Here is a 14,220-nt window from a genome sequence, read left to right as displayed (position 1 = left end):
TCAGATGATATCTCAGTACTCTTGTTCTGGATCTACACGATTGGTCATTTCACCTGTTTTCAAATATCTCTCCAGAATTTGGAAGGTTTCGTTCATCAGACCAAACGTTCCGTGTTGTGTAAAACCTCCTACATGTGGAGAAAGAACAACGTTTTCCAGCGTGTTGAAGGCATACTTACTCGGTAAGATTACCTCATTGTTGTTTCTTGGATACAGATACCATGTATCTATGGCTGCTCCTGCCAAGGTACCATCTCTTAGGACCTCAAAGAGAGCCTCTTCATCGACGATATCTCCTCTTGACACGTTTATTAGATACTTTCCTTTCATCTTTTGCAGTCTGTTAAAATCAAAGAGATTTCTCGTCTCTTTTGTGAGTGGAAGTGTTATGAAAACAACTTCGCTCTGTTCAACAGCCCAATCAAGATCACTCGTTATCGTTGAAGGTTCCTTTGGAGCGGATCTTCTCACACCGATCACATTACATCCAAAAGGTTGTAAAAGTTTCGAAAGTTCCTCACCTATGTGCCCCATTCCAACGATACAGACTGTTTTACCTCTGAGTGAGCTCCACTGATCTTCTTCGGGAGAGCCGACTGAATAACCGTGCCAGATGCCATACCTCAGGTCACGATCGAATTCAACTATTCTCCCAAGCAATGCCAGTGCCAAGGCAAAGGCTCGCTCGGCTACCGCAGAGGCATTAGCGTGACAGTTACTTACGGTTATCTTCTTACTCCTTATGGCTTCCCAATCAAGCGCATTCACGCCAGCCATAGGTACTATTATCCATCTGATCTTCGAAGACATTATTTCTTCGTTCGAAAGCCTTGCAGTGATTACGATCTCTGCATCTTTTATGAGCGAGCGAGCTGAAGGAGTTGAAAAATAACCTTCAAACTGAATATGAGGGTAAGAACTTTTCAACGCTTCTATTCTTTTCACCCATTCTGTGTCAGTTTTGTTCAAGAACAAGATCAGCATCTGTACACCCACTCCTCTTCATCAAAACAGGTGTAAGGTCATCTCCAGCTGTGTAAGAATTCTTTCAAAGCCACTTTCTAAAGCAGCTGCAAACAATGGATCATCTTCTGGGACATTTGCGATTGTGCATGTCTGCTTTTTCTCAACATCGCAGACATAATCGACTGCCATCTTCAGAAGTTGTAAGTATGATTCTCTACTCTTAGCTGGGGCACAGTCAACGATGAACGCATTTCGTTCGTTCGAACCCCAAACAACATAACCGTGGTCCTTGGGGAGATTTATTCTTGCCATTTTATATCTGCTACTTGCCAACAACAGGGTCGTAGGTTCACGCTGCCAGTTGGGGTGCCTGGAAAGATTTACGACTGCTTCAATAGCGGTTTGATGTACCCATCGTGGATCTGCTTTGAAGAAGGATACTGTTCGCACGGGTGCGGGATTTTCCTTCATTATGGAAAACAGTCTTCGAGTTGTGCGAAAACCATTTTTCTCATAAAATCTTATAGCACGTGTTTCATCTTCAAGAACTTCAAGTGTGACGATCTCTACCTTCTTCCACCTGAGTGCCTCAAGAGCATGTTCTAAGATTCTGTACGCAAGCCCTGTACCCCTTTCTTCTTTAACGACGCCCATTGAGTCAATCCTGCCTCTGTTCTTTCTGATGCAACAGACCACGAATCCAACAGGTCTATCGTTTTTGAGAAAGACAAAGGAATCAGAAAGAGATATCGAATTCTCACGGGCGTCGAGGTTGAAGCTCAATGTGTCCCAGTTGACTGGCACAGGATAATCTCTGAAGACCTCGTTAACCAAATCCAGAAATCTCACGATGGGAAACTCCGTCAAAGTTTTGACGGATTCCATTCAACCACCACCTTATCAGATTGATATATTCAGGTGATTGTCCCTATCTTGTTTTGGAGGATTTGTGGCCGATTTCATTGCTATTCTCCATGCGTCCAAGAGTTCTTCAAAGTATTGTCGAACTTCATCGATCTTTGAGCCATCTTTTTTGACAGTGGCTTCTATGAGAACTCTGTACATGTAGCTGTACATCGACCTCAAAGCTCTTGAAATCTCTCCACCTTTTTCCATATCGAGTGAGATGTTCAATTCTGTCACTATATCCTGCGCTCTCTTTATCTTTTCATTGGTCGTGATGAAATCTCCTTTGTTCAAGGCATCCTTCGCGTCTCTGAGTACTTCTATGGCTTTTTCGTACATCATCTCGACTAACTTTGCTGGGCTGGCTGTCTTAATAGCGTTTTCTATGTACTGGTCCTTCATCATTTTTCGCCCACCTCCCGAATCTTGGAAAGTGTAAGCTCGAAGAAATCGTGGTAGAACTTTAGAACAATTGAGAGATCGTTTTGCACTGAATTTGCTATCTCTGAAACGCTCTGACCTTCAAGAGTGCCGAGGAATTTCTTGAGTCTGACCAAAACCGCCGATGTGTCAATTGAAGGCATCTGCAGAATTGTGCAGATACTTTGCCTTAAACTGTCCAAAGCCGATATACTCTCTGAAAGACTCTCTATGTCTCTAAAAGATTTTGCCTGCCCTGTTCTCAAAGACTCAGCAACACTTGGTAGCAATTTCATAGCTGTCTCTATGTAGTCGAGAATACCTGGCAATATCTCTGCTAAGTATTCAATTGGTTCAGAGAACTCCATCACAATCTGAGTGTTCTCTTCCAAGAGAGAATCTCTGAGTTCTGAAAGTTTCTGTGTTGGCACCTCGATGTTGTTGATCACCAAAGATTTCAAGACTTTGTTCTTTGGTGATATTTCATCGTAGAGTTTACCAAAGGTTACAAAATCCTTTGCTTGAAAATCGATCTCTTTGCCGTTAAGGATCACTTTGATCATTTCAAATCACTCCCTTTTCTTTCGCCAAAAAGATGAGGGCTAAAGTCTTTGCATCGATGATTTCTCCCTTTAAAGCCATTGCAACAACCTCTGATGCCTTTAATATCTCGACTTTCAATATCTCGTCGTGATCGAGTTTTTGTTGGGTTTTGATCAAATTTTCTGCTGTGTAAAGGTATATCCTTTCATTCGAAAAACCTGGCGTGGTGAATATACAACCAAGGAACTCAATCTTTTCGGCTTTATAGCCTGTTTCTTCCTCCAGTTCCCTTTTTGCACACTGTTCGGGAGATTCACCCTCGTCGAGCTTTCCGGCTGGAACTTCGAGCAGTTCCATGCCTATAGGATATCGAAATTGCTTTACCAAAATAAGACTCCCATCGTCGAGCACAGGCAGAACAGCAACAGCACCTGGGTGGAAGACCACCTCTCTTGTCGATCTGTGACCGTTTTCCAATAAAACATGGTCTAACTTGACTGTGAGAATCTTACCTTTGAAAATCTGTTGACTACTCAATATCTTTTCGGACAAATTCCTCACTCCTTGACAGCCATGTTGACTATCTCGACAGGTACTATATTTGAAACACCATCTACCATGGTGACACCGTGAAGCAACTCCGCAGACTCCATAACCACTTTGTTGTGTGTTATCACTATGAACTGAGCCTTCGTCGAACCATCTTCTAACAATCTCTTGAATCTCTCGGCGTTGAACTCGTCCAACGGGGCATCTATCTCATCGAGCACGTAAAAAGGACTGGGCTTGACTTCGAGTAAGGCAAAGAGTAATGCAATGCCAACGAGAGCCTTCTCGCCACCAGAGAGTAATTGAAGCTTTTGGATTCTCTTTCCAGGTTTTCTCACCGAGATCTCCACACCTGTTTCGAGAATGTCCTTTCCAGGTTCGATCTTTATCTCACCTTCACCACCAGCAAAGAGAAGAGAGACGAAATAGTTGAATTTGGTGTTCACCTGTTCGTACACATCCATCAATTTGTTTCTTGCCTCTTCATCGGTTCGCTTTATCAAATCGTTTATCTTTTCTTGTGCTTCCTCTAAATCCTTTTTCTGAATGGCAAGATCGTTGTACTTGCCTTCAACTTGGTTGTATTCATCTATTGACATCAGGTCGACTGGTCCCAGATACTTTATCTTGTTCTGCAGATCTTCCAATTCCACCTTTAAGGATTCAAGTTTCTCACCTTCGAGTTCTTCAACGTGTGCTGCCGTTTCCTCATCTACTTCAACAAGGAGCTGGTGTATTTTATTCTGAACCTCTTGAGTGGACAGTTCCAGATGGTGCAGATATTCCCTGAGTCTCTCTCGTTCGTCCTTCATTCTCTGCATCTTCTTTTCCAGTTCATCGAGCTGTGCCAATTTTTGGTCTTTATCACTCCTCTGCATCCTCATCATCTCAAAGAGATTCTCTGTTTCTCGTTTGACGGTTTCCAATTCTCGCTGGTTTTCCAAAAGAGTGCCTTTCAATCGGTCTATCTCTTTTTCTATCTCCTCTGACTGTGCTTTGAGCTGATCAGATTCTTCTTGAAGTTTTTGTTTTTGATCCCTCATTTTCGACAATTCGGAATCGTAGTGCAATTTCCTTTCGAGTAAGCTGGTCACCTCTGCCTTCAACTGAGAGTACTGCGTTGAAATCTCTTCAAGTATGTGTTTTTCGCGTGCGAGTTGTTCGCCAAACTCTTTCAGTTCTGATTCATAAGATGATATCTCATTGGCGATTTGTTCAAGGCTGCTGAGAATCTGTTCTTTTCTGATCTGCATGCCATCAGATCTCAACGAGTAATTCTTTCTGAGCTGTTCTAAAGAATTGATATCTTTGCTGAGTTCTTCTACTGTCTTGTTGAGCTCCTCGATCATCCTTTTTGTTGAGCTTCCTTCAGCGATCACATTTGTGAGATCTCTCTCCACGACCTTCTCTTGGTTTATCAGCGTTCGCACTTCCTCATCTATTTGTATCAACCGCTGTTGGTGTACTTTTTCAACAGATGAGAGTTCCAATCTCTGACTCGCTATTTCGGAGAGCCTCAATTTTCTTCTGATCAATGAATCGGTTCTTTCAACCTCTACCTCTCCACCGGTTATCGAACCATGCTGGCCGATTATCTCACCGTTCAGCGTTGCTATACGACACCTTGCTCTATAGCGCTTCTTGATGTCAACAGCATCGTCAAGCGTCTTGACGATGATATCGTTGCCAAAGAGATAGCCTGGTAGAGCCATGAATTGCTGACTAACTCTTACCAACTGTGCGGCATAACCCACAAAGCCAGGATGACGTTCGATATCTCTCATGCCGCTGAAATGAGACTCTATCAAATCGAGCGGTAAAAAGGTGACTCGCCCTATCTTCTGGTTGTTCAACCAATCAATAACTTTCTTCGCTGTGTTGGCATTATCAACTACCACGTGTTGAACGGCTCCTCCCAACAAGACTTCGATGGCTTTTCCATACTCTGCAGGAAAGCTAACGAGGTTACCAACAACATCGTAGACGCCCTCAAAGTCGCCTTCTGATTTCTTGGCAAAGATAGCTCTAACCGATCTGGTATAACCTTCGTAGGTCTGTATTCGATACTTTATCTTGGCTTCTTCTTCGTCTAAACCTTTCAACACGCGTCTGATGTTGTCTATCTGCTCAAGAATCGATCGCTTTTCATTCGACAACTCTGAAAGTCTATCCCTGATGAATTGCAGTTCCTTAGCAAGTGATGATTCCTTGTCACCAGCCGTTTTCAACTTTTCCAAAAGAGAAGAAAGTTCTTCTTGCAGTCCACTCAGTCTTTTCATCCTTAGGTCGAGTTGAGAGTCTATCATCGAGATTCTCTTTGATAGATCTTCGAGACCTTCTTCGATTCTCGATAGCTCGCCTTCCAATGATAACTTTTCTTTGAGCATTTGATCGCTTTTTTCTTTCAGGGTCAGCAATTGCTTCTCCTTTTCTGAGTAACTTGAGATCATTTCGTTTCTTTTCTTCTCCACACTCTGTAATTCGTTTTCTTTTGAAGCGATTTCGTCGATCAACGCTTTGAAAATCAGGTTCAGTTCATCGATTCTTCTTTCAATATTAGCAATTTGCTCTCTGGCTGAATCAAAACGTGTCGTTGTTTCAACGAACTTTGTCTCTCTTTCATTCAGTCTTCTGGTGTACATCTCTCTGAGCTCTATAAGCGTTGTTTGACGCTTCTTGTAATCTTCGAGCAGGTTTGTAAAATTCTCGATCTCTTTGTCGACATTTGCGAACTCTTGTTTCAGAGTAGACCAGTTTGTCTCTATGTTGAGCAGTTCCTTCTGCAAATTCCTTATCTTCTCTGAAGTCTCGCTGTGTTGAGTTTGAAGATGAGCTAATCTCTTCATCTCTGTTCTGAGGACATTGCCGTAATAGAGTTTTTTCACGACTTCCAATCTTGAAGAGTACTCTTGATAACGCTCTGCCCTTTTAGCCTTCAGATAGAGTGATTTTCTCTGCCTATCAAGTTCGTAAAGCAGGTCTTGGACTCGCGTCAGGTTACTCTTGACTGTCTCGAGTCTAAACAAAGCCTCCTTTTTCTTCTCTCTGTAAAGAGCGGTGCCTGCGGCTTCTTCGAGCAAGAGTCGAAGTTCTTCAGGCGATGCATTCACAATTCTTTCGATCTGTCCCTGCCCAGCTATCGAGTAAAACTCCTTTCCAACACCGGTTCCAATGAACTTCTCGTGTATATCCTTCAGACGAACTGTCTCACCGTTGAGCATATAAGTGTTCTTGCCGTCGTTTGTCAAAACTCTTGAGACCACAAGTTTTTCATCGTCGTGTCTGAAGACCAGTTCCACATAGGCACTTGAAGCGGCTGGAACTGTACTCGATCCAGCAAAGATGATGTCGTACTTTTCTTCAGCTCTCAGTTGCTTCATCGACTGTTCGCCGAAAACCCATCTTATTGCGTCAACGATATTCGACTTTCCCCCACCGTTTGGTCCAACAATAGCCGTGACCTTGTCTGCAAAGAAGACTCTTGTCGGACGGGCAAAGGATTTGAAACCGTGCAATGTCATGCTCAAGAGTTTCATGCCCGCCGCCCTCCCCCTTCAGATTGAATAGACCATCTTGCCAGAAACAAAGGTTGCAACAACCTTGAGATTCTCATCTAAAGCAACAAAATCTGCTGATCTACCAGTTCTTATCACACCGTACTTCAATCCACTTGCCCTTGCAGCCGATTGAGTAGCCATCGTTATCGCATCTTTGAGATTTACATCCAGCTTGAAGACGACATTTCTCACCGCTTCATCCAAGGTCAATGTGCTACCTGCAAGACTTTGGTCTTCCTTAGTTCTTGCAATCTTGTCTTTTACAACAACCTTCAACTCTCCAAGAGAATACTCTCCGTCCTCTAATTCTGTAGCTGCTATTGAGTCGGTGACCAATACACACCTTCTTGGACCTTTTGCACTTATTGCCAGTTTCACCGCCGCGGGGTGGAGGTGAATCATATCGCAGATGATCTCGCAAAAAACCCTTTTGTCTGTCAAAACCGCACCGACTACTCCAGGTTCTCTGTGCGAAAAACTTCTCATGGCGTTGAAAAGGTGTGTTGCTCTTGAGCAACCGTTGTCTATAGCTGCAATTGTTTGTTCGTATGTTGAATCTGTATGTGCAATTGACACAATGATCTTTTTACCAGCCAGATACCTTATGGCTTCAAGAGAGTTGCTCAATTCTGGAGCGATGGCAAAAATTCGAACTACTTTAGCAAACCTTTCGATAAACGTCATCAGCTCTCCAAGGTCTGGGTTCTTCAACAGTTCCTTTTTGTGTGCGCCTCTCTTTTCATTGCTCAGGTAAGGTCCTTCTATGTAGAGCCCCTCACATCTTGCACCTGGTGGTTGAGTCTTCATAAACTCTTCGACTACTTCAGCAACTCGCGAGATCTTTTCAAAGGTATCAGAGACAGTTGTTGGCAGGAAAGTTGTCACTCCATGTTTTGCATAAAAAGAGGAAAGTTTTTGCAGGTCATCAACCGTTGCGCTCATCAGATCGATGCCAACAGCCCCGTGTGTGTGACTGTCAATAAATCCAGGAACAAGAATTGGAAAAGACAGATCACAACGAGTCTTGGAATCTTCAATCTTTTCCACCACACCATTCTCAATTCCCAAACACATCTCATTGAAGGTTTCATGAGGTGTGAAGAGCTTTTTGAATCTCACTCTCATTTGATCAACCCCTGTACATCACTTATTAGGTCTACTACACTGGTGATGATTGGTATCACATCTATGACATTCATGAGAGGATTGTCAGGTACAAAGATCACATCACCTGGGGAAACATTTGGGTTACTCGAAGTGGGTTTTCCCCTCATAGTTCCTGAAAGATCACAGACAATCGGTTCACCAGTTGGTCCACCTTTGAAGACGTAGACCTTTGAGGTTATAGCCCTTGAGGTGAAACCGCCAGATTTCATGATCACATCCAGCACAGTGGAATACTGGTCTATCTTCACGACACCTGGCTTTGAAACTTGCCCAAGTACATAGACTATATTGGCTTCGATAGGTGGAACGTAGACTACATCACCAGGCTTTACGACGATGTTGTTCAGCATCAATGGGTTTGAGATATCGATTGTTTTGCTTTCATTTTCCCTTTTCAGAACGATCTGATTGTATGATCCCCAGTTACTTATTCCACCGGCAAGTGTGACTACCTCGAGCAGCGTGAGTTCTCTGTTTGCAACGTAATAACCTCCTGGTTTGTTGACCATACCAAGTACATAGACGTAGTTCTTCACATCTTTTTCGAAGACAACGTAAGTTCCATCGTCCAGATCTGGATCTATCTTGCCAAGCTGTATCTCCCTTATCGAAACCGTCGTTGTTTCACCAGTAGGAAAGATCAGCTGAATCTCTTGTGTCTCAGCGGTTATGTTCACCTTTCCTAAGAGGGTGGACAATTTGAATCTTTCACCTTGGTAGAACTGTACTATCTTGTTGTTAACAGCATCTCCAAAGACAAAGACGTAGTGCGGGGCTCTTTCGGTTACATAGATAAAGTCTCCGTCTTTCAATGAGAAATTGAACTCTTCAGATTCAATCTCTTGTGTGCTGAAAGAGACTCTTCGATCTTCTGAGTAAACCACGACATTTTCTGAGACGAAGAACTGATCTGCTCCTGTTATGAGTCCTCCACATTTTGCTATGGCATTTCGCAATGTTGGGTTCTCATTCACATCGAAGACAACTTGTCCTGGAACTCTGACTTTGCCAAGAACGGTAACGTTGATTGGCTTTTTCAGAGTGACTTTGTAGAGATCTCCGCTGTCCAGGCTCAGATCTTCATCGAGACTTAGAAGCTTTTCCTCGTTGTCTTCGATCTTTGCAAGAGTTTTTAACATTGACATTTGAAGGTTAACCTTTGCGAGTGCTCGACTCAGGGTGAATTCCTCGTCTGGGTTGAAAACCACAAACTCAGAGACATCACCAACGAAGTACACATATCTGCCAATCCTTGGAACAAAGATGACTGTGTCTTGAGGCTCCAGATCAGTGTCTTTCAAAGATTTCACTACATCGCCGATGTTGTATTCATCGACTTTGTTTTCTCGAACAATCTGAACTGATTTGAAACTTCTTTCATCAACTGCGCCAATCTTCTTGATAACCGTTGAGAGTGTCCTTGGCTCTTCAGGCTTCAGAGCTATCCGCCCAGTGGTGGAAAGATTTCCAATCACATAGACATAGAACTCTTCGTACTCAACTCTCACCAAATCACCTGACTGCAGTTCAAAGTCCTTTTCTTTGAGTTCTTTGGCTGAAAACTCGTGAATTTGACCATCTCTGTATATTTTTATTACTCCGCCCTTTTCTACATCTTCTGTTGTATAGCCGCCCACCTTCGAAAGCAAGATACTCATCTTCATCTTTTCCTGAGGCTCGAAATCTATCCTACCTGGGCTTTTAACAGAACCGCTGATGTAGACAAAATTTTCTGCCTTTTTCAAAAGATTCACATAAGAACCAACGACCAACTGGACATCTTTGTTCTCAGACAACAGCTGTGGTGAATACTCTTCTTCGATACCATTTTGAATGACCAAGATCCTGTCGATATACTCGGTTTCACCAGCTGTGCCACCTGCTTTTGCTATGAGTCTCTTCAGTGTTAATGGTTCATCCTTCAAGAATGTGTAAACGCCAGGTTGCTTCACAAAACCGACTACATATGCATACCTGTTGTCGATCTTTGGAACATATATTTGATCGCCAGGTTCAAGTTCGACATCGGATGCTCGTCCAGTTAAAATATCTTCCAAATTCAAGCGTTGGACGGTGCCATGCCTTGTCAAATAAATTGTTTCAGAATCACCTAAGTTCGCGACGATACCACCAGACAAGGATATTGCCGCGGTCAGAGTGAGCCCCTTAGTGTGAACAAAAGCAGACGGTTTGTTGACTGCCCCTAAGACCTTGACGTAACCAGAAAGACTCTTCTGTGGTATGTATATCACGTCGTTTTCTTGAACCAAAAGATCTGCCTCAACCTTTCCTTCGTAGAAAGGAGAAAGATCGACTACAAAGCTTTTCTTATCACGGGTTATTCGGATATTCTCAAAGTCTATCACATCTGAACTTGAACTTTCAATTATCGATATTAGTTGACTGAGCGTTGTTGGATTGATACCTATATCTATCTTTCTGTTTACTATACCTTGTACATAGACATACCTCGGTGCATAAGAGATCAAAGAAACACTCACAAGAGGATTTGGTATGAGTCTTGCGATCTTTTCGCTTGCAATCTTTTCAAGTTCATTGAGAGTTATTCCTTCTACCTTTATTCTTCCAATGCCTGCATAAGAAATAAAACCATCGCTGTCAACGGTACAATCTCTTTTCATCTCGTCGTATCCAAAAACCTCGATTCTCACAACATCGCCAGTCCTCAGTGTGTATTCAGCAAAGGCAAAACAAAAGAGTATGACTACAAATACAAGAGAAAAAACTCTTTTCATCGAATCACCTCTCGATCACTTTCTTCTCTTTTTAATAATAACACTCGGCTTGAAAATGTGGTAATATTTAAAAAAGCATCACGGAGGTGATCATGTGTCATTCAGAGTAAGAATAAAGAACAACGGGGAACTCGAATTTGAAAAGCCTGTGTGTCTTTGCGAACTCTCGAAAGATTTTGCAAAAGATGCTATTGCCGCCCAGTTTAATGGGCAGTTGGTGGATCTCAGATCAACTATCTCTGAAGGTGGTGAGATCGAGTTCATCAACCTCGATCACGAATTAGCCCCACAAGTTTACAGACACACCTTGTCACACATCATGGCACAAGCGGTAGTGAATTTGTTTGGTGCAGAAAATGTGAGGCTCGGAATAGGTCCAACTATTGAAAACGGTTTCTACTATGATTTCGAGATCCTCAACGGAAAGATCACCGAAGAGGATTTGCCAAAAATAGAAGACGAAATGAAAAAGATAATCGATCAAGATATCGAAATTGAAAGAATCGAAATGAAAAAGGACCAAGCAATAGAACTGATGAAGCAAAAGGGACAGATTTACAAAGTTGAACTGCTACAAGAGATCCAAGACGACACAGTTACACTGTTCAAACAAGGTAATTTCATAGATCTGTGTAGAGGCCCTCATCTACCTTCAACCGGTATGGTGAAACACTTTAAACTGCTGTCAATCTCCGGTGCTTACTGGAAGGGTGACGAGAAAAGGCAGATGCTGCAGAGAATTTATGGAACTGCATTTGCAGAAAAAGAACAACTCGAAAGGTATTTGAATCTCCTCGAGGAAGCAAAGAGAAGAGATCACAGAAAACTCGGACCAGCACTTGGAATCTTTTTCATTGATTTCGATGTCGCTCCAGGAATGCCTATTTTCACTCCAAAAGGAACGGTTATTCTAACTGAATTGATGAATTTTTCAAGACAGCTACACCGAGAGTTTGGGTATCAAGAGGTTATGACTCCCCTTGTGATGAGTGAAAAGCTCTGGAGGATGTCTGGCCATTGGGATCATTATAAAGAGAATATGTACTTCACCAGTAAGGAAGAACAGCAGTTCGCGGTTAAGCCCATGAACTGTCCGGGACATATTCTCATATACAAGAGCAGGACGATTTCTTACAAAGATCTTCCACTCAGGTTTTTCGAGTTTGGACGCGTACACAGGTATGAACGAAGTGGAGTACTCCATGGTTTGTTCAGAGTTAGAAGTTTCATACAGGATGATGCCCACATATTCTGTAGAATAGATCAAATTGAACAAGAGATTGGCGGAGTTATCAATTTTGTTCACAGAATATACTCCCCCTTTGGTTTTGAATATTCTGTAGAACTCAGTACAATGCCGCAGGACCACATGGGAGATGTTGAAACTTGGGATAGAGCAACTAATGCTCTAAAACGTGCTATGGAAGCAGTTGGGCTGAGATATGTTGTGAAAGAAGGAGAAGGTGCCTTCTACGGACCGAAGATTGATTTTCACGTGAGAGATTCTATAGGCCGTACATGGCAGTGTGCAACTATTCAGCTCGATTTCCTTATGCCTCAGCGTTTTGAACTCGTTTATACAGATGTCAACGGAAATTACGCTCAACCTGTTATGATACACAGGGCGATATACGGCAGTCTTGAAAGATTCTTAGGAATACTCATCGAACATTATGCAGGTGCCTTCCCGACATGGCTTGCACCTGTTCAAGTCGTGATCATACCCATTGCCGACAGGCATCATGAATACGCTGAAAAGGTCAAAGGGATACTGGTTGAGAAGAATATCAGAGTGGAAGTGGATTTGAGACGCGAGACACTCGGTTACAAAATAAGAGATGCTCAGTCGATGAAAATTCCATACATGTTCATCGTGGGAGACAAAGAAGAAAAAACCGCTACAGTTTCGGTGAGAACGAGAAAGGGTAATGAGTTTGCCAACAGATCAGTTGAGTCTGTTCTAAATGTGATCATAGAGGAAATCAAGACTCGAGCGTTGAAGAGTTTAATGGAGGAGTGAATGTGAAGGTTGAGGTTCTTGGTGAAGTAGATCAAAAGATAGGCGAGTTCTTCAAGAAGATGGCACAAGTTGAGGAGAGTGATTCTCCTCAACTTGTCTTAACAGATACTTTTAAAGACGATGTATCTTTCCAAGTTGTGATCGGGAAAGATAACAAGGCAGAGTTTTACGCTTGTGGTAATTTGATGGCTTGCTTCGAAAAGATCGATGAAAACTTTCAAGCGCTTTGGGCGTTTTTGAAGGCTTATCTCGATAGAGATGGATTGAAATCTGGTTTGACCAGCACTAAATGGGCTCGTAAGATCATAAGCAGCATACTCCAAGCCATGGTAGTGCTGATGGAAGTGGAAGACAAAGGAGGTTTTAGTCATTCTCAAAGAGTTGCAAAGCTCGCCAAGAAAATGGCAATGAAACTGAATTTGACGGAAAAGGAACAGTCATTACTCGTCGAAGCAAGCATGTTACACGACGTTGGCAAGATCGGCATAGAACAGTTGATGATGTTTACCCCGACGAGAATAAGGATTCTTGAAGATATGCCAAGGGATCACACTATTATGGGTTCGATATACCTTTCAACTATAGAATTCCTTTGGGATTTGGTACCTCCTGTGAGATCTCACCATGAAAGGTGGGATGGCAAGGGATACCCTGATGGCTTAGCTGGTGAAGAGATTCCCCTTTTTGCAAGGATAATAGCTATTTGTGACTACTACGATGAGTTGACTCATTTTGTGACCTCCGAATGGGGTGTAGGTCCGAAGAAGAAAGACGAGGCTCTGAAAATGGTTGAAGACCAGAGTTCAAAGATGTTCGATCCAAAGCTGGTCGAAGTCTTTGTTGAAATGATGAACTCAAACCAAGACGTCTAAGAGTATACCCATGGGCATCAGGAGATCTTTTAATAACTGAGCAGGCATACTCAACATCATCTTAAGAAGGGTGAGTTGCTCTTCAAGTTTTTGTTTTTCTTCTTCATTCACAGTTGAACTCAGTCTGGCTTCCAGCTTCTGAATCTCTTGCTGAACTCTCTCCTTATAACCTTCTTGAACGGCTTGATCGTTTTTCTGTGAAGGATAATATATCCACGCTGTGGTTTTGCCAGCGACGGCTGCAAGGAAAGAACCACGTTTTCTCAGATCAAGACTTATGCCGCCTTGAATTATCACTCCACCGTTTTCCAAAGCTTCTCTCTTGAACGCGAGCCAGTTACTTATCTCTTGAGAAAGAACACGCAAAACACTTCGGCTGGCTGTCGCCGAATGTGAGAGCCCTGGTTCTCCTGGATCGAGTCTGTAACCTAAAAATGGGTTTTGCAGACCCTCGACTCTCATAA

11 protein-coding genes are annotated in these 14,220 nt (G+C 42.7%); 2 read left to right on the top strand and 9 right to left on the bottom strand.

Annotation, left to right across the window (positions count from 1 at the left end; genetic code table 11):
• Positions 1 to 12: 12 nt before the first annotated feature.
• From ACSFC1_RS08590 to ACSFC1_RS08555, 8 genes are read right to left on the bottom strand one after another with little or no spacing between them, the layout of a single operon-like run.
• Complete coding sequence (locus tag ACSFC1_RS08590) at positions 13 to 984, bottom strand: 2-hydroxyacid dehydrogenase (RefSeq protein WP_435565689.1); 972 nt, start codon at positions 982 to 984, stop codon at positions 13 to 15.
• Positions 985 to 1,005: 21 nt separating this feature from the next.
• On the bottom strand, positions 1,006 to 1,851 hold the full coding sequence (locus ACSFC1_RS08585) for a GNAT family N-acetyltransferase (RefSeq protein WP_435565688.1): 846 nt from the start codon (positions 1,849 to 1,851) through the stop codon (positions 1,006 to 1,008).
• Between the two features lie 15 nt (positions 1,852 to 1,866).
• Positions 1,867 to 2,277 carry a flagellar export chaperone FliS gene (gene fliS, locus ACSFC1_RS08580; RefSeq protein WP_435565687.1) on the bottom strand — a complete coding sequence of 137 codons (411 nt, stop codon included), beginning with the start codon at positions 2,275 to 2,277 and terminating at the stop codon, positions 1,867 to 1,869.
• Positions 2,274 to 2,855: a hypothetical protein gene (locus tag ACSFC1_RS08575; RefSeq protein ID WP_435565686.1), complete on the bottom strand. Its 582-nt coding sequence runs from the start codon at positions 2,853 to 2,855 to the stop codon at positions 2,274 to 2,276. Before ACSFC1_RS08575 ends, fliS begins: the two co-directional genes overlap by 4 nt.
• 1 nt (position 2,856) lies before the next feature.
• Positions 2,857 to 3,387, bottom strand: coding sequence for an NUDIX domain-containing protein (locus ACSFC1_RS08570; protein ID WP_435565685.1), 531 nt, complete (start codon positions 3,385 to 3,387; stop codon positions 2,857 to 2,859).
• Between the two features lie 5 nt (positions 3,388 to 3,392).
• Complete coding sequence (gene smc / locus ACSFC1_RS08565) at positions 3,393 to 6,920, bottom strand: chromosome segregation protein SMC (RefSeq protein ID WP_435565684.1); 3,528 nt, start codon at positions 6,918 to 6,920, stop codon at positions 3,393 to 3,395.
• Positions 6,921 to 6,938: 18 nt separating this feature from the next.
• Complete coding sequence (gene nagA, locus ACSFC1_RS08560; RefSeq protein WP_435565683.1) at positions 6,939 to 8,066, bottom strand: N-acetylglucosamine-6-phosphate deacetylase; 1,128 nt, start codon at positions 8,064 to 8,066, stop codon at positions 6,939 to 6,941.
• Positions 8,063 to 10,864: an SLBB domain-containing protein gene (locus ACSFC1_RS08555; RefSeq protein WP_435565682.1), complete on the bottom strand. Its 2,802-nt coding sequence runs from the start codon at positions 10,862 to 10,864 to the stop codon at positions 8,063 to 8,065. Before ACSFC1_RS08555 ends, nagA begins: the two co-directional genes overlap by 4 nt.
• 94 nt (positions 10,865 to 10,958) lie before the next feature.
• Here ACSFC1_RS08555 and thrS point away from each other — a divergent pair, with 94 nt between their 5' ends.
• Both thrS and ACSFC1_RS08545 read left to right on the top strand, forming a co-directional pair.
• On the top strand, positions 10,959 to 12,884 hold the full coding sequence (gene thrS / locus ACSFC1_RS08550; protein WP_435565681.1) for a threonine--tRNA ligase: 1,926 nt from the start codon (positions 10,959 to 10,961) through the stop codon (positions 12,882 to 12,884).
• Positions 12,885 to 12,886: 2 nt separating this feature from the next.
• On the top strand, positions 12,887 to 13,756 hold the full coding sequence (locus tag ACSFC1_RS08545; protein WP_435565680.1) for an HD-GYP domain-containing protein: 870 nt from the start codon (positions 12,887 to 12,889) through the stop codon (positions 13,754 to 13,756).
• Here ACSFC1_RS08545 and ACSFC1_RS08540 read toward each other — a convergent pair.
• Positions 13,739 to 14,218, bottom strand: coding sequence for a hypothetical protein (locus tag ACSFC1_RS08540; RefSeq protein WP_435565679.1), 480 nt, complete (start codon positions 14,216 to 14,218; stop codon positions 13,739 to 13,741). The two genes, ACSFC1_RS08545 and ACSFC1_RS08540, sit on opposite strands and share 18 nt — an antisense overlap.
• Positions 14,219 to 14,220 lie beyond the last annotated feature (2 nt).

Origin of the sequence: Pseudothermotoga sp. U03pept, assembly GCF_051235805.1 — a bacterium.
GTDB lineage: Bacteria > Thermotogota > Thermotogae > Thermotogales > DSM-5069 > Pseudothermotoga_B.
The sequence above is the reverse complement of the archived record's forward strand: the minus strand, read 5'-3'. Positions and strand labels throughout refer to the sequence as shown.